At 54.0% G+C, this 16513-nt stretch carries 13 protein-coding genes; 6 read left to right on the top strand and 7 right to left on the bottom strand.

The genetic code is table 11. The features are described from left to right. Window positions 1–77: 77 nt before the first annotated feature. Window positions 78–1901, bottom strand: coding sequence for a ribosome-dependent GTPase TypA (gene typA / locus HFD92_RS18575; protein ID WP_009088150.1), 1824 nt, complete (start codon window positions 1899–1901; stop codon window positions 78–80). A gap of 438 nt (window positions 1902–2339) precedes the next feature. On the opposite strand from typA, the gene glnA reads away from it, so the two are divergent. The 3 genes from glnA to glnG all read left to right on the top strand — a co-directional run bounded on the left by glnA (window position 2340) and on the right by glnG (window position 6354). Beyond that, complete coding sequence (gene glnA, locus HFD92_RS18570) at window positions 2340–3749, top strand: glutamate--ammonia ligase (RefSeq protein WP_009088151.1); 1410 nt, start codon at window positions 2340–2342, stop codon at window positions 3747–3749. A 138-nt stretch (window positions 3750–3887) separates the two neighbouring features. After that, window positions 3888–4937, top strand: coding sequence for a nitrogen regulation protein NR(II) (gene glnL, locus HFD92_RS18565; RefSeq protein ID WP_009088153.1), 1050 nt, complete (start codon window positions 3888–3890; stop codon window positions 4935–4937). 7 nt (window positions 4938–4944) lie between these two features. After that, on the top strand, window positions 4945–6354 hold the full coding sequence (glnG, locus tag HFD92_RS18560; protein WP_009088155.1) for a nitrogen regulation protein NR(I): 1410 nt from the start codon (window positions 4945–4947) through the stop codon (window positions 6352–6354). 40 nt (window positions 6355–6394) lie between these two features. Here the strand turns inward: glnG and hemN are convergent, their stop codons facing one another. Next, window positions 6395–7768 (bottom strand): oxygen-independent coproporphyrinogen III oxidase, encoded by a 1374-nt coding sequence (gene hemN / locus HFD92_RS18555; protein ID WP_167429473.1) that lies wholly within the window; start codon window positions 7766–7768, stop codon window positions 6395–6397. Window positions 7769–8001: 233 nt separating this feature from the next. Then, window positions 8002–8526 carry a Der GTPase-activating protein YihI gene (yihI, locus tag HFD92_RS18550; RefSeq protein WP_009088161.1) on the bottom strand — a complete coding sequence of 175 codons (525 nt, stop codon included), beginning with the start codon at window positions 8524–8526 and terminating at the stop codon, window positions 8002–8004. 549 nt (window positions 8527–9075) lie between these two features. On the opposite strand from yihI, the gene yihA reads away from it, so the two are divergent. After that, window positions 9076–9711: a ribosome biogenesis GTP-binding protein YihA/YsxC gene (gene yihA / locus HFD92_RS18545; protein ID WP_009088163.1), complete on the top strand. Its 636-nt coding sequence runs from the start codon at window positions 9076–9078 to the stop codon at window positions 9709–9711. Between the two features lie 418 nt (window positions 9712–10129). Here the strand turns inward: yihA and polA are convergent, their stop codons facing one another. From polA to HFD92_RS18525, 4 genes are all read right to left on the bottom strand, one after another. Then, window positions 10130–12916 (bottom strand): DNA polymerase I, encoded by a 2787-nt coding sequence (gene polA, locus HFD92_RS18540; protein WP_167429472.1) that lies wholly within the window; start codon window positions 12914–12916, stop codon window positions 10130–10132. A 378-nt stretch (window positions 12917–13294) separates the two neighbouring features. Then, window positions 13295–13924: a thiol:disulfide interchange protein DsbA gene (gene dsbA, locus HFD92_RS18535; protein WP_009088168.1), complete on the bottom strand. Its 630-nt coding sequence runs from the start codon at window positions 13922–13924 to the stop codon at window positions 13295–13297. Between the two features lie 26 nt (window positions 13925–13950). Then, complete coding sequence (locus tag HFD92_RS18530) at window positions 13951–14937, bottom strand: serine/threonine protein kinase (RefSeq protein ID WP_140029970.1); 987 nt, start codon at window positions 14935–14937, stop codon at window positions 13951–13953. 45 nt (window positions 14938–14982) lie between these two features. Continuing rightward, on the bottom strand, window positions 14983–15258 hold the full coding sequence (locus HFD92_RS18525; RefSeq protein WP_046100879.1) for a YihD family protein: 276 nt from the start codon (window positions 15256–15258) through the stop codon (window positions 14983–14985). A gap of 39 nt (window positions 15259–15297) precedes the next feature. Between HFD92_RS18525 and mobA the strand changes: the two genes are divergently transcribed. After that, window positions 15298–15864 carry a molybdenum cofactor guanylyltransferase MobA gene (gene mobA, locus HFD92_RS18520; RefSeq protein WP_167429471.1) on the top strand — a complete coding sequence of 189 codons (567 nt, stop codon included), beginning with the start codon at window positions 15298–15300 and terminating at the stop codon, window positions 15862–15864. Between the two features lies 1 nt (window position 15865). Continuing rightward, window positions 15866–16372: a molybdopterin-guanine dinucleotide biosynthesis protein MobB gene (mobB, locus tag HFD92_RS18515; RefSeq protein ID WP_150030352.1), complete on the top strand. Its 507-nt coding sequence runs from the start codon at window positions 15866–15868 to the stop codon at window positions 16370–16372. The last annotated feature ends 141 nt before the right edge of the window (window positions 16373–16513 follow it).

Genomic DNA, 16513 nt, shown 5'->3' with positions numbered 1-16513 from the left:
GGCCCGGCGGGCAGGCGCGGAATCGCAGGCAAAAAAAAGCCCCGCATAGCGGGGCTCTTTATTACGCTAAAGCGTGATTACGCGTCTTTAGGACCACGTGAAGCACGTTTACGGTCGTTTTCGGTCAGATGGCGTTTACGGATACGCACTGACAGCGGAGTCACTTCTACCAGTTCGTCATCATCGATGAACTCGATAGCCTGCTCCAGCGTCATTTTCTGCGGTGGAACCAGGGTGGTGGCTTCATCTGTACCGGAAGCACGCATGTTGGTCAGCTTCTTACCGGTCAGACAGTTCACGGTCAGGTCGTTAGAACGGCTGTGAATACCGATGATCTGGCCTTCATAGACTTCTGCACCGTGACCCAGGAACAGCTTACCGCGATCCTGCAGACCGAACAGGGCGAACGCAACCGCTTTACCCTGACCGTTAGAGATCAGGACGCCGTTCTGACGCTGACCCACTTCGCCCTGACGAATGTCGTCGTAGTGGCTGAAGGTGGAGTAAAGCAGACCGGTACCGGAAGTCATGGTCATGAATTCGTTACGGAAGCCGATCAGACCACGGCTTGGGATCACGTAGTCAAGACGTACGCGGCCTTTACCGTCCGGATCCATATTTTTCAGGTCGCCTTTACGCTCGCCCATGGCTTGCATAACGGAACCCTGATGCGTTTCTTCGATATCCAGCGTGACGTTCTCGAATGGCTCCTGTTTACGGCCTTCGAATTCGCGGAAGATAACTTTCGGACGGGATACCGCCAGTTCGAAACCTTCACGACGCATGTTTTCGATCAGAACAGACAGGTGCAGCTCACCACGACCTGAAACGCGGAATGCGTCCGAGTCTTCGGTTTCTTCAACGCGCAGTGCCACGTTGTGAACCAGTTCTTTGTTCAGACGCTCCAGGATCTGGCGCGACGTCACGTACTTACCTTCTTTACCGCAGAACGGTGAGGTGTTGACGTTGAAGAACATGGTTACGGTAGGTTCATCGACGCTCAGGGCTGGCAGCGCTTCCACATTCTGCGTGTCACAGATGGTGTCAGAGATGTTCAGCTCACCCAGACCGGTGATAGCAATGATATCGCCCGCTTCAGCCAGATCGCTGTCGATACGCTCAAGACCCAGGTGAGTCAGGACTTTGCCGACTTTACCGTTACGGGTTTTGCCTTCGCTATCGATGATAGTAACCTGCTGGTTAGGCTTCACTTTACCGCGCTTGATGCGGCCGATGCCGATCACGCCCAGGTAGTTGTTGTAGTCCAGCTGCGAGATTTGCATCTGCAGTGGCGCTTCAACTTCAACCTGTGGAGGTGAAACGTGGTCAACGATGGCCTGGTACAGCGGGGTCATATCGTCAGCCATGTCGGTGTGGTCAAGACCTGCAATACCATTCAGCGCAGAGGCGAAAATGATAGGGAAGTCGAGCTGCTCATCAGTCGCATCCAGGTTAACGAACAGGTCAAACACCTGATCCACAACCCAATCCGGACGTGCGCCCGGGCGGTCTACCTTGTTGATAACCACAATCGGCTTCAGACCATGCGCGAACGCTTTTTTGGTCACGAAGCGGGTTTGCGGCATAGGGCCATCCATCGCATCTACAACCAGCAGCACCGAGTCCACCATGGACATGACGCGCTCAACTTCACCACCGAAGTCGGCGTGTCCTGGGGTATCAACGATGTTGATACGGTAGTCATTCCACTTAATGGCGGTGTTTTTTGCGAGGATGGTAATCCCACGCTCTTTCTCCAAATCATTGGAGTCCATCACGCGCTCGGTTGCTTCGGTACGGGCATCAAAAGTACCGGATTGTTGCAGCAGTTTGTCAACCAGGGTGGTCTTTCCATGGTCAACGTGCGCGATGATGGCGATGTTACGCAAATTTTCGATCACAGCTTTGCCTCAGGCATTAGAAATAGCGCACTATTGTACACGGATTAAGCGGAAGACTGAACACGATCACACTTTTCACTGAAAGATTATTGCATTGACGCAAATTCGCACTGTTCCCGGTGCAGAAAATGCACTAAGTTGGTCCTATGCACCAAAATGGTGCCTTTAAATTCACCTTCAGCACTATTATGGTGCATTAAAACCATCGTGGTGCAGCCGCATTACGACAAAAAGGTGCATCATAAGGCGATTTAAGCAACATCAAAAAAGTTGGCACAGAATTCGCTTTATCTGTAACAAGCGTAAACGCCAGTCAGATGTCGGTTGAAGAGCGTGCCGGAAAAGAGTGGTCAGGAATTTCCTTTCCCGCCACGCCCTCCGGAAACGACGTTTCCTCGCCATGTAGATAATGAAAGACCATTTCCAGGAGAGTTGAGTATGTCCGCTGAACACGTTCTCTCGATGATGAACGAGCATGAAGTTAAGTTTGTTGACCTGCGTTTTACCGATACCAAAGGTAAAGAACAGCACGTTACGATCCCTGCTCACCAGGTTAACGCTGACTTCTTCGAAGAAGGCAAAATGTTCGATGGTTCGTCTATCGGCGGCTGGAAAGGCATCAACGAATCAGACATGGTGCTGATGCCTGACGCTACCACGGCGGTCATGGATCCTTTCTTCGAAGATTCTACGCTGATCATCCGTTGTGACATTCTCGAGCCAGGCACCATGCAGGGCTACGACCGCGATCCACGTTCTATCGCCAAACGCGCTGAAGATTTCCTGCGCTCTTCCGGTATCGCCGATACCGTCCTGTTTGGACCAGAACCTGAATTCTTCCTGTTCGATGACATCCGTTTCGGTTCATCGACTTCCGGCTCACACGTTGCTATCGACGATATCGAAGCGGCATGGAACACCGGTAAAGAGTACGAAGGCGGTAACAAAGGTCACCGTCCAGGTCTGAAAGGCGGCTACTTCCCGGTTCCACCGGTTGACTCATCACAGGACATCCGTTCTGCCATGTGTCTGACCATGGAGCAGATGGGTCTGGTAGTTGAAGCGCATCACCACGAAGTGGCGACTGCGGGTCAGAACGAAGTGGCGACCCGCTTCAATACCATGACCAAAAAAGCTGACGAAATTCAGATCTACAAATATGTCGTTCACAACGTCGCGCACGCTTACGGTAAGACCGCGACCTTTATGCCGAAGCCAATGTTTGGCGACAACGGTTCAGGCATGCACTGCCACATGTCACTCTCTAAAGGTGGCCAGAACCTGTTCGCGGGCGATAAGTACGGCGGCCTGTCTGAAATGGCGCTGTTCTACATCGGCGGTATCATCAAGCACGCTAAAGCGATCAACGCCCTGGCGAACCCGACCACCAACTCCTACAAGCGTCTGGTTCCGGGCTACGAAGCACCGGTTATGCTGGCTTACTCTGCCCGTAACCGTTCCGCGTCTATCCGTATCCCGGTAGTGGCCAGCCCGAAAGCCCGTCGTATTGAAGCGCGCTTCCCGGATCCAGCGGCTAACCCATACCTGGCGTTCACCGCACTGCTGATGGCTGGCCTTGATGGCATCATCAACAAAATCCACCCTGGCGATGCGATGGATAAAAACCTGTACGACCTGCCACCGGAAGAAGAAGCTGAGATTCCAAAAGTTGCAGGCTCGCTGGAAGAAGCGCTGAATGCACTGAACGAAGATCGCGAGTTCCTGACCCGCGGTGGTGTCTTCACTGATGAATCTATCGATGCTTACATCGAACTGCGTAAAACTGAGATGGACCGCGTTCGCATGACGCCACACCCGGTTGAGTTCGAGCTGTACTACAGCGTTTAACTGATCAGACGTTTTTGTTGCCGTGGAAACTTTTAGCCCATCTTCGGATGGGCTTTTTTCTCCGCGAATTCACCGTTCATTCTCCCGCTTTTCGGCTTAAACACCAGAATGCACCTATTTAGTGCAGAGGAACGTTGTATGGCAACTGGCTCTCTGCCCGACGCCGGGCAGATTCTCAACGCTTTAATCAACAGTATTTTGTTGGTGGATAACGACCTGGTTATTCATTACGCCAACCCGGCGGCGCAGCAATTACTGGCGCAGAGCTCACGCAAGTTGTTCGGCACGCCGTTACCGGATTTAACCGGCTACTTTTCGCTGAATATTGAGGTGATGCGCGAGAGTCTTGAGGCTGGCCAGGGATTCACTGACAGTGAGGTCACGCTGGTAGTCGATGGTCGCGCACATATTATGTCGCTGACCGCACAGCGTTTACCCGATGGCTTGATTCTGATGGAAATGGCGCCGATGGATAACCAGCGTCGCCTCAGTCAGGAGCAGTTACAGCACGCCCAGCAGGTGGCTGCACGCGATCTGGTTCGCGGCCTGGCCCATGAGATAAAAAATCCGCTGGGAGGATTGCGCGGCGCGGCACAGCTTTTATCACGCGCCCTGCCCGATCCCTCGCTGAATGAATATACCAGGGTCATTATTGAACAGGCCGACCGGTTGCGGAATCTGGTGGATCGTCTGTTAGGGCCACAGCAGCCGGGGATGCACATTACCCAGAGCATTCACCAGGTGGCTGAGCGGGTGGTCAATCTGGTGTCGATGGAGCTGCCGGAGAATGTCTCCCTGGTGCGGGATTACGATCCCAGCCTGCCGGAACTGCCGCACGACCCTGACCAGATTGAACAGGTGCTGCTTAACGTCGTACGCAATGCGCTTCAGGCGCTGGGCGACGACGGCGGGACGATTGTTATTCGCACCCGTACGGCTTTTCAGCTGACGCTGCATGGCACCCGTTATCGCCTGGTAGCACGAATAGATATTGAAGATGATGGCCCCGGTATTCCGGCCCAGCTACAGGATACGCTTTTCTATCCGATGGTCAGTGGACGTGAAGGCGGAACCGGTTTAGGTCTCTCCATCGCCCGTAGCCTGATTGATCAGCATTCAGGAAAAATAGAATTTAACAGTTGGCCGGGTCACACCGAATTCTCGGTCTACCTGCCTATTCGCCAGTGAGGTTTCTATGCAACGAGGGATAGTCTGGATCGTCGATGACGATAGCTCCATCCGCTGGGTGCTTGAACGCGCGCTCACTGGAGCCGGTTTGAGCTGTGCGACGTTTGACAGCGCAGGTGAGGTGCTGGATGCCCTCTCAACCAAAACCCCGGACGTTTTACTGTCAGATATTCGCATGCCCGGTATGGATGGCCTGGCGCTGCTGAAACAGATTAAACAGCGTCATCCGATGCTGCCGGTCATCATTATGACGGCGCATTCCGATCTCGATGCCGCAGTCAGCGCCTATCAGCAGGGTGCGTTTGATTACCTGCCTAAGCCGTTCGATATTGATGAAGCGGTTGCGCTGGTAGAGCGCGCCATCAGTCACTATCAGGAGCAGCAGCAGCCGCGTAATCAGCCGGTCAGCGGACCGACCACCGATATTATCGGGGAAGCGCCCGCGATGCAGGATGTGTTCCGCATCATCGGGCGGTTGTCGCGCTCCTCAATCAGCGTCCTGATCAATGGTGAGTCGGGCACTGGTAAAGAACTGGTCGCCCATGCGCTGCACCGGCACAGCCCGCGCACCAAAGCACCGTTTATCGCGCTGAATATGGCGGCGATCCCCAAAGATTTGATTGAGTCAGAACTGTTCGGTCATGAGAAAGGCGCCTTTACCGGTGCGAACCAGATCCGCCAGGGCCGTTTTGAGCAGGCCGATGGGGGCACGCTGTTTCTGGATGAGATTGGCGACATGCCGCTGGATGTGCAGACCCGACTGCTGCGCGTGCTTGCCGATGGTCAGTTCTATCGCGTCGGCGGCTATGCGCCGGTCAAAGTGGATGTGCGGATCATTGCGGCTACCCACCAGAACCTGGAATTACGCGTGCAGGAAGGCAAGTTCCGTGAGGATCTGTTCCATCGCCTGAATGTAATTCGTGTGCATCTGCCGCCGCTGCGTGAGCGTCGTGAAGATATCCCGCGTCTGGCGCGTTATTTCCTGCAGGTGGCGGCCCGTGAGCTGGGGGTAGAAGCGAAGATTCTGCATCCGGAAACCGAAACGGCGCTGACCCGTCTGCACTGGTCAGGTAACGTGCGCCAGCTGGAAAACACCTGTCGCTGGCTGACCGTGATGGCGGCCGGTCAGGAAGTGCTGATTCAGGATCTGCCCGGCGAGCTGTTTGAGTCCAGCACACCGGAAAACCCGGTGCAGTCACTGCCTGACAGCTGGGCAACGCTGCTGGCTCAGTGGGCCGACCGCGCCCTGCGTTCCGGTCATCAGAATCTGCTGTCAGAAGCCCAGCCCGAGATGGAGCGGACGCTGCTGACTACGGCGCTGCGCCATACCCAGGGCCACAAGCAGGAAGCCGCACGTCTGCTGGGATGGGGACGCAACACCCTGACGCGCAAGCTGAAAGAGCTGGGGATGGAATAGGGGTTCAGTTCGGGCTGGCGAGGTCTGCCAGCCCGTTTCTCTAGATCACGCGCGAAAACTGCTTCTGACGAACTTTCTGCCGCAGATAGCGATCAAAGCACATGCAGATATTGCGGACCAGCAACCGGCCAATCCCCGTCACTTCCAGCCCCGTCGTCGTCTGCTCCACCAGCCCGTCGGCAATTAAGGGTTTCAACAGCGCCAGATCTTCAGCAAAGTAGTCATGAAAGCAGATTCCCCACTGCGCCTCTGTTGCGGCAAAATCGAGCGAAAAGTGGCAAATCAGTGTTTTAATCACGTCCCGCCGCAGACAGTCATCGCGGGTTAAGGCGACGCCGCGCCACAGGCCATTCCCCTGCTGTTCCACACTGCTGTACCAGCTGTTAAGGTCTTTCTGGTTCTGCGCATAGCTGTCACCCACCATGCTGATGGCGGAGACACCCAGCCCCAGCAAGTCGCTGTCGCCCTGCGTCGTGTAACCCTGAAAATTGCGATGCAGCTTCCCGTCGCGCTGCGCGACAGCCAGCTCATCCTGCGGCTTCGCAAAGTGATCCATGCCGATATAGTGATAGCCCTGCTGCGTCAGGGTCGCGATGGTCTGCTGCAAAATATCCAGTTTCTGCCGGGCCGAGGGGAGTTCATCCTCTTTGATTTTGCGCTGTGCCGCAAACAGCGCCGGCAGATGCGCATAGTTGAAGACGCTGAGACGGTCCGGATTCAGCGCCACGACCCGCTCCAGCGTCCAGGCGAAGCTGTCGGGCGTCTGCAGAGGTAAACCGTAGATCAGATCGATGCTGGTTGAGCGGAAGCCCTGTTCACGAGCGCGGGCCATCAGACTGAAGATCACTTCCTCATCCTGCACCCGGTTAACCCGCGCCTGCACCGCTTTGTTAAAGTCCTGCACGCCCATACTGAGACGATTAAAGCCCAGCGATCGGAGATGATCGATCATATCCAGCGCCATTTCCCGCGGATCGACCTCGATCGACATTTCGGCATCATCGGTCACATTGAAGTGTTGCTTCAGCAAGCCCACCAGCCGCGAAACCTGCTGCCTGTCGAGAAAGGTCGGTGTGCCGCCTCCCCAGTGAAGCTGTGTCACCCGGCGCTGGCGGAACAGCGGCGCGCGCTGAATAATCTCCTGCTCCAGCACATCCAGATAGCGGTCCGCTTTGTGGCGCTGACGCGTCACCTGCTTATTACAGCCGCAGAAGTAGCAGAGACGGTGGCAGAAAGGGATATGAACGTAAAGCGACAGCGGACGCCCGGGATAGCGTGCCATGGCATGCTGAAAATCGGTTTCCGTATAGTCTTCGCTGAACTCCAGCGCAGTGGGATAGGAGGTGTAACGTGGCCCGGCGTAATTGTACTTTTCAATTAACGCCTGATCCCAGGCAATCTGCAGCGATGGCATGCTCACTCCTTCCGGTGACGTCGTCTGAGAGAAGGTCGCGAAGAAGAAGGGATGAAAGGTGAGCGGGATGAGACCCGACGTAAACGTTGCTTCAGACGCGACAGGCGTCGTAGTTTAAACAATAACCACAGCAGATAACATGTCGCCAGCAGCGCGAAAATTGATCCAGGCCAAAACATTGTCGTTTACCTGAGAAGCACGGCATGCGGAACTCGCATGCCGATCAAATTTGCTTAGTTGCCCTTCAGCAGACGGTACATATCCTCTTCTGCCTGTTCATCTTCGCCATCGTCCATCACGATGCCTAACTGCTCCATCAGTTCGTCGATGCGATCCAGCGAGGCATCCAGCCAGCCCTGATCTTCTGCCGACAGCGTTTCGCCATTTTCCAGGCGATCCAGCAGCGCATCCAGACGCTCATCGTTTTCCAGCTTCGCCAGCTCTTCTTCCGGCGTCAGGCGCACTTTCTTCGGGGCTGCCGGTTTATCTGCACTTTTCTGTGGCCTGACGGCGGTGGTTTTGCCATCGGCGATCAGGGCCACCGGTTTCTTACTCCCGATGCGCGGATCTTTTGCCGGGGCTGACTGGCGTGCGCCATTGCTGTCCGACGCCGCCGGATTAGCACGGCTGCCAGATGCATGTCCGCGATGCTTTTTATCGCGTTTGCGATCGCGCGCTTCGAGGTTAATTTCGTCACGCGATTTGCGTTTGGCTTTGACGGCAGGTTTGCCGTGGGCAGCTCGTGCAGGTTGCTTCATAGTATTCGGTCCTGGCTTTTTTATTCAGTATAGAATTGCGGCGAAATCTAGCAGAAACCCGACAAAGAAAAAAGGCGACAGCTCAAGCTGTCGCCTTATTTCATACCTTCACAAGAAGGAATCATGTTTTAAATCCTTTTCGGCTCGTAACATCCCGGTCAATCCCGCGCCTGCTCAACTCCTGAGCTATTCCCTGTCCCTGTCTGGCCATATCCCTGACCTGTTCCATTCCATCGCTCATTGCCATCCTGACATCCCTGAGCGCATCATCCTGATGTGTGCTGCCATTCACTGCACAATAATGTAGACCAACTGGTAAAAGCCTCAAGTCAGCGCCACCGATAGTTGGCTTAAAAAAAGAGCAAAACTTATTAACTCATTGAAATAGTGATGATTTTATTTTCAAAAATCCGTGTAAAAATCGACATAACCCGCAGCGCGAATGGTCAATCTCTTACATGGACTGTTATCACGACGCGATTGAGCACTTTCGCGCCATAACGCGTATAATCGCCGCCATTGCCCTAATGCGTTTTCTGGAGTGTTACCTTGTCTGAATTGAATTATCACGTTACCCACTTTGTCATGAGCGCGCCGGATATCCGTCATCTGCCTGCCGATACCGGAATTGAGGTGGCTTTTGCTGGCCGCTCGAACGCGGGAAAATCGAGTGCGCTGAACACGTTAACCAATCAGAAAGGCCTGGCGCGCACCAGTAAAACACCGGGACGTACCCAGCTGATCAACCTGTTTGAAGTTAAAGAAGGGAAGCGTCTGGTCGACCTGCCAGGCTACGGTTATGCCGAAGTGCCGGAAGAGATGAAGCTGAAGTGGCAGCGTGCGTTAGGCGAGTACCTGCAAAAGCGTCAGGCGCTGAAGGGGCTGGTCGTATTGATGGACATTCGTCATCCGCTGAAAGATCTCGACCGCCAGATGATTCAGTGGTCGGTGGAAAGCGCAATTCCGGTTCTGCTGCTGCTCACCAAAGCCGATAAACTCGCTTCCGGTGCCCGCAAAGCCCAGCTCAACGTCGTGCGTGAGGCGGCGCTTAGCTTCGGCGGCGATATCCAGGTAGAGCTCTTCTCATCGCTGAAGAAAATCGGCGTGGATAAGGTTCGTCAGAAACTGGACAGCTGGTATGCGATGCCTGATGAGGCGACTGAGGATCAGCACGGGGACGCGTGAGCAGCATCGCTGATCCGCTGACACTGCGGTAACAAAAATCCCAATAAAAAACGCCCCAGTCACAGAATGACTGGGGCGGCTAAATTCAGCCAAATCCGATTACGTGAAGTAAAAGGTCTGAAAGATAGAACATCTTACCTCTGTACCCTACGCGACGAACTTTACCTGATTTTTTGTGCCTGACAAAGGCTTTTTTGTTGCTTACTTACATCAAAACAGGACTTTTTTTACCATACCCGTCACAAAAATAGCGTTGTGATGTAGTTTAATGACGAAAAAAATGTTTAGCCGATAAGCAGTTAGAAACGCGCTTTCACTCCCGGTGTCGCCCGGTTACAGCTGACCACTCAACTAAACGAATTACTTATGCCTGAATCAGGGCCAGTTTTGTGCGACAGAACCGGCCCGGAGGCGGTAATCAGTGTGCTTCGTCCCAGTTGTCACCGACGCCGACTTCAACCAGTAACGGTACGTCGAGCTTCACACTGCCTTCCATTAACGCACGGATTTTCTGGCTGGCCGCTTCCACCGCCTCCGATTTCACTTCGAACACCAGTTCATCGTGAACCTGCATGATCATTCTTACTGCGCTGTCATTCTGCTGCTGAAGCCACTCATCCACGGAAATCATCGCGCGTTTGATGATGTCTGCTGCCGTTCCCTGCATTGGCGCATTGATGGCGGCACGCTCTGCAGCTTTGCGGCGAATCGCATTGCTGGATTTAATATCCGGCAGCCAGAGCCGGCGCCCTTCCAGCGTTTCGACATAGCCTTTATTCGCCGCCAGCTGCCGGGTGTTCTCCATATAGCGTAGTACGCCCGGATAGCGTTCAAAGTAGAGGTCCATATACTTTTTCGCTTCACCTGCACCGATGTTGAGCTGACGTGACAGGCCAAAGGCACTCATGCCATAAATCAGACCAAAGTTAATCGCTTTGGCGCTGCGACGCTGTTCTCCACTCACCTTATCCAGCGCGACACCAAACACTTCCGATGCCGTGGCACGGTGAATATCCTCACCCTGGGCAAAGGCGTCCAGTAAGCCTTTATCCTGAGAGAGATGCGCCATGATACGCAGTTCAATCTGGGAGTAGTCGGCTGCGACGATGCGATAACCTTTATCGGCAATAAAGGCCTGACGGATTCGGCGCCCCTCGTCATTACGCACCGGGATGTTCTGCAGGTTAGGATCGGCAGAGGACAAGCGTCCGGTGGCGGTAACGGCCTGATGATAGGAGGTATGCACCCGTCCGGTCAGCGGATTGATCATCTGCGGCAGCTTATCCGTATAGGTCGATTTCAGTTTCGACAGGCCGCGATGCTCCAGGATCACTTTAGGCAGCGGATAATCGAGCGCCAGTTCGGCTAACACCTCTTCGCTGGTTGACGGTGCCCCACCCGGTGTTTTCTTCGTGGGTTTGATGCCCTGTTTTTCAAACAGAATCACCTGAAGTTGTTTTGTGGAGGAGAGGTTGAAGGGCTCGCCTGCCAGCTCATGCGCTTTCGACTCCAGCTCAGCCAGTCGGGCAGTCAGCTCTTTCGAGTGTTGCGCCAGAATAGCCTGGTCGATCAATACGCCATTGCGCTCTATCCGGGAGATGACCGTCAGCAATGGCATCTCAATCTGCTCAAAGACGTTTCTCGGGCCCGTTTCTTTTTCCAGCTCAGGCCACATCTTCAGATGCAGCTGCAGCGTGACATCGGCATCTTCGGCAGCATAGTGGGCTGCCTGCTCTAACGCGATTTGATTGAACGTCAGCTGATTTTTACCTTTACCGGCAATCTCCTGGAAAGTGACCGTTTTATGTTTAAGCCAGCGAGCAGCCAGGCTATCCATATCGTGTTTGCCCACCACGCTATTGAGGATGTATGACTCCAGCATGGTGTCAAACCGGATACCGGCCAGTTCAATGTCGTAGTTCCTGAGGACGCCGCGATCGTATTTCAGGTTCTGGCCCACTTTCCAGGCACTGGCATCTTCCAGCAGGGGCTTAAGCTGCGCCAGAACGGCGGCGCGATCCAGCTGCTCAGGCGCATCAAGATAGTCATGGGCAACCGGCAGATAAGCCGCTTCACCGGGTGCCACCGCGAAGCTGATGCCGACAATATTTGCACTCAGGGTATCAAGCGCATCGGTCTCCAGATCAAAGGCAAAGACGTCGCTGTTTTTCAGCTTCTCCAGCCAGCTATCAAAGAGAGCCTGATCCAGAATGGTCACGTAATTATCGGTTGGCAATACGCTGCTGGTTTCCACCACGGGTGCCGGCTCATCGGACAGGGCTTTTTGCGCCTGCGTATTGCTCTTTTTCCCCTGCAGCCATTTACCGTCCTGCAGATCGCTCAGCCAGCGTTTGAACTCATAACGGCTGAACAGAGACTGCAGTGCCTCAATATCGGGATCGGTCACCGTCAGCTCTTCACAGGGCTGTGCCAGCTCAACGTCGGTTTTGATGGTCGCCAGCTGATACGAGAGGAAGGCCACCTCACGATTCTGCTCAAGTTTGGTCGCCATCGTTTTGGCACCGCGAAACGAGAGATCGGCCACTTTATCCAGGTTGTCATAGATCGTCTGCATGCTGCCCAGCCCCTGCAGCAGCGCCTGTGCGGTTTTCTCACCCACGCCCGGTACGCCGGGAATGTTATCTGAGCTGTCGCCCATCATGGCAAGGAAGTCGATAATCAGCGCGGGAGGGACACCATATTTCTGCTCGACCTCTTCCGGCCCGAGAATGGTATTGGTCATGGTGTTAATCAGCGTAATCCCTGGCGAAACCAGCTGCGCCATATCTTTATCGCCCGTGCTGATCAGCACTGAACGGCCCTTCTTTTCAGCCTCCAGCGCCAGCGTACCGATCACATCGTCCGCTTCCACACCGCTCACCGCCAGCAACGGCAGCCCCATCGCCCGTACCATCTCGTGCAGCGGCTCAATCTGCGCGCGCAGATCGTCCGGCATTGGGGGGCGGTGAGATTTGTAATGCTCGAACAGTTCGTCTCTGAAGGTTTTGCCTTTGGCATCGAACACCACAGCAACGTGACTCGGATTATACTGTGCCAGCAGGCTTTTCAGCATGTTGAGCACGCCGTACATGGCGCCAGTCGGTTCACCTGCACTGTTGGTCAGCGGCGGAAACGCGTGATACGCGCGATAAAGATAGGATGAGCCATCAACCAGAATCAGGGGATTTTCTGCAATTTGCGCCATAAGTCTGTGTAGTCTTCGTTGCTGTGAGTTGGACTATAAGGATGCCACAACCTGGCAGAAATGGTGAACTAAGGCGTGCCGCGTGGACGTTTTTTCACATTTCCGGAGGCAGGATCGCAACGATCGGGTTGTGGATAACTTTGTGCGTAAAAATGATAACGCGCGATCCCTCAGGCGAGCAGGCAATTTATGAGCAAATAAAATGCTTATTTTTCATATGCTTTATCAATTACCGTGACGTGATCGCCATTTTCAATAGCGTGATCCCTTGTGTGGATATTAAATTTATGCCCTGGAGATGGACAAAACCGTCGCGCAATTAAGAAGCATAAAAAAAACGCCAGCAGGCGCTGGCGTTTCACGGGTGCAGAAGGCTGATTACTTCTGGCTTACCAGGAATTTAACGACGTTGGCATAGTCTGCAACGAAATTATCCATAGAGCTGGTATCCAGCCCGCCATTGTTCACCATGTATTTGCCATTAACGAACATCGCAGGCACACCACGCAGATCGACATCAGCCGCCGCTTTCTGCTGCTGGGCAACTAAGGCTTTAACTGCGAAGCTGTTCCAGGCCGCATCGTAATCAGAAGAGGAGATCCCGGCCGCCTGAATAAAGGCCTCTTTCAGACTGGCAGGATCGGTAATGGTCTGCGTTTTCTGAATGCCATCGAAGATCGGTGCCGTAACCTTGTCTTCCACACCCAGCGCCATTGCTACCGCCCAGGCCTGAGTCACGACCGGTCCGAGATCACCGCCGAGGAAATCGACGTGATATTTCACCAGTTTGGTGTCAGCAGGCAGGTTCTTTTTAACCGCGTCATTAACGTGATAAATGCGTTCAAACTGATAGCAGTGCGGGCAGAAAAACGAGAAGAACTCCATCACCTGAGGTTCGCCGGCCACGGGTTTCTGCAGACTGACATATTGTTTACCTTCAGTGAACTGGGCAGCAGACGCGCTGAATGCCAGCACTAAACCCATCAGTGCAAACCAAATCTTTTTCATCGTGAAACACTCTCCTGACTACGTCATTAATATTGCGGTGTCAGCTGCAGAGGAGGTTCCTGCAACAGCTTCTCCTGCTCGGTGAATAGCGAAATTTGCCTGCGCCAGAAATCTTCATCTGTCATCCAGGGAAACGCACGCGGAAAAGCGGGATCCTGCCAGCGTCTGACGACCCAGGCCAGATAATAAACCATGCGCATCGCGCGTAAAGGTTCAATCAGTGACAATTCATTAATATCAAAATCGCTGAATTCACCGTAAGCCTCCAGCAGGATATCCCACTGAATACGCTGTTCCTGTCGATCGCCGCTGATCAGCATCCAGAGATCCTGCACCGCCGGACCATTACGGGCGTCATCCAGATCGACAAACAGCGGCCCATCGCGCCACAGAATATTTCCCGGATGGCAGTCACCATGTAATCGTAGCGGCTGCCATCCGGTATGCCAGTGCTGCTGCAGCGCCTCTCCCAGCTTATCAACCGCCTGTAGCAGCATGGCTTTCAGTGAATCAGGAACCAGCTGAGCCTGCTCCAGCACCTGACGCGGTTCGTGCAGATACTCATCGAGTCCCATGACTGGCCGGTGACTGAACAGCGCTTTGCGACCGGTCTGATGAAGACGCCCCAGAAAACGACCTACCCACTCCATCTGATCTTCGTTGTCGGTCTCATATTGCCGCCCGCCCAGACTGGGAAAGAGCGCAAAGAAAAAGCCCGCGTGGCGGTGCAACGTCTCGCCCTGAAGCCGCAGCGGTGCCGCAACAGGGACCTCGTCAGCCAGCAGATCGAGAGCATACTGATGCTCTTCCGCAATCTGTTCGGCACGCCAGCGCTGTGGACGATAGAATTTGGCGACATAGCGACGTTTTTCATCATCGCTGAACTGATAGACCCTGTTCTCATAACTGTTCAGGGCTGTCAGTCCCGATTCGACGCGGATTCCTGTACCCCAGAGCGCATCAAGCAGCACGTCGGGGTTCAGTGTCTGGAAGTTGAAAGCAGCGTCGCTCATTCTGTTACCTGTGGTTGCCCTTGCATGTAGCTGCCAAGGATAACACTACTCGTCCGGTTTAATGACACCCCGCGCGCGGAGGAGTGCCGTTTTAAAATCGACTTCATAATCTTTTTTCAGCCCCGGAATGGCATCATCGCTGGCTGAGTCACGCATTTTGAGATGGTAAATTAATATATCGTCCGTTAATTCACTTAACGGGCCACGGAAACCAGATTCCTGAGCCAGTTTCTGCAAAAATGTGACCAGATTAAGGTCAGGCTCTTTTTGCCAGGCGGGTTGCAGCAATTCCAGCAATTCATTCAGGCGATGGCATTTCATTTCGTTTTCTCCAGGTACGTAATCAGCGAGGGCACTGTCATGACAGCATTAACCGGCATCATTCTGGCGGGTGGTCAGGGCCGCCGTATGGGTGGTCTGGATAAAGGGCTGGTGCAGCTGGACGGCAGACCGCTTTACCAGCATGTTCTTGAGCGGCTCAGGCCACAAGTCGACATTGTCATGATTAATGCGAATCGTAATATTGATCGCTATCAGCTAAGCGGGTGTCGCGTTATAGAGGATGTTTTTGACGATTACCCCGGCCCGCTGGCTGGCATCTACAGTGCCTTAATCGCCATAGAAGGGGAATGGGCGGTTTTTTGCTCCTGCGATACCCCGGCGATTCCTCTTAACTTTGTGGAAAAACTGATCCATCAACGCAGAGAAGCACCCGCAGTATGGGTTCGCTCGCAGACGCGCGATCACCCTACACTCGCCCTGATTCACCGTGACATGGCAAAAGCCCTTTTTGACTATCTGCAGGCCGGAGAGCGGCGCCTCATGCAGTTCCTGCGCGATCATGGTGGTCATGCGGTCGTGCTGGATGATGATGAATCCGCCTTCCGCAACATCAATACGCCAGACGATCTGAAAGAGAGAACCTGATATGTCACTACCCTTACTTGCCATTGTGGGCTGGAGTGGAACCGGTAAAACCACGCTGTTACAGCAGGTGATTCCGCTCCTCAGTGGCAAAGGCATTCGCGCGGGGTTGATCAAGCATACCCATCATCAGATGGATGTGGATACCCCAGGTAAAGATAGCTATCTGCTCAGAAAGGCGGGGGCCAGTCAGGTCATGGTCGCCAGTTCAGAACGCTGGGCGTTGATGTGTGAAACGCCGGATCAGCCGTCGATTGATCTGTCGTATCTGGTCAGCCGCATGGATCACGCTTTACTTGAGGTGGTGCTGGTCGAAGGCTTCAAAGATGAACCTGTTCCAAAGATTGTTTTATGGCGCGAGGGGGTTAAGGGTGGGATCGAAGAGCTGCTCGATGCGCGGACAATAGCGGTTGCCACCGACCAGAAATTAGCGCTGGACGTACCGGTTCTGGATATAAATTGTCCGGGCAGCGTTGCAGATTTCATTGCTGAGTGGCTGAAAAGCCGCTGAAGATGGTATTACACTGCGATTTTTCACGATCGGCAGACGTAAAAAAGCCCCGCACGTCAGTGCAGGGCTTCTTCACTTGTATAATGCCTGGCAGTTCCCTACTCTCGCATGGGGAGGCCCCACACTACCATCGGCGCTACG

This window comes from Pantoea sp. EKM101V (genome assembly GCF_011800325.1).
Lineage (GTDB): Bacteria > Pseudomonadota > Gammaproteobacteria > Enterobacterales > Enterobacteriaceae > Pantoea > Pantoea anthophila.
Note: the sequence above shows the minus strand (reverse complement) of the source record. Positions and strands in the feature narration are given on the sequence as shown.

Excerpts from the sequence above, each read along its gene's own strand:
- glnA (WP_009088151.1), top strand. The coding sequence starts at position 2,340 with ATGTCCGCTGAACACGTTCTCTCGATGATGAACGAGCATGAAGTTAAG.
- glnL (WP_009088153.1), top strand. The coding sequence starts at position 3,888 with ATGGCAACTGGCTCTCTGCCCGACGCCGGGCAGATTCTCAACGCTTTA.
- glnG (WP_009088155.1), top strand. The coding sequence starts at position 4,945 with ATGCAACGAGGGATAGTCTGGATCGTCGATGACGATAGCTCCATCCGC.
- hemN (WP_167429473.1), bottom strand. The coding sequence starts at position 7,768 with ATGCCATCGCTGCAGATTGCCTGGGATCAGGCGTTAATTGAAAAGTAC.
- yihI (WP_009088161.1), bottom strand. The coding sequence starts at position 8,526 with ATGAAGCAACCTGCACGAGCTGCCCACGGCAAACCTGCCGTCAAAGCC.
- polA (WP_167429472.1), bottom strand. The coding sequence starts at position 12,916 with ATGGCGCAAATTGCAGAAAATCCCCTGATTCTGGTTGATGGCTCATCC.
- dsbA (WP_009088168.1), bottom strand. The coding sequence starts at position 13,924 with ATGAAAAAGATTTGGTTTGCACTGATGGGTTTAGTGCTGGCATTCAGC.
- HFD92_RS18530 (WP_140029970.1), bottom strand. The coding sequence starts at position 14,937 with ATGAGCGACGCTGCTTTCAACTTCCAGACACTGAACCCCGACGTGCTG.
- HFD92_RS18525 (WP_046100879.1), bottom strand. The coding sequence starts at position 15,258 with ATGAAATGCCATCGCCTGAATGAATTGCTGGAATTGCTGCAACCCGCC.
- mobA (WP_167429471.1), top strand. The coding sequence starts at position 15,298 with ATGACAGCATTAACCGGCATCATTCTGGCGGGTGGTCAGGGCCGCCGT.
- mobB (WP_150030352.1), top strand. The coding sequence starts at position 15,866 with ATGTCACTACCCTTACTTGCCATTGTGGGCTGGAGTGGAACCGGTAAA.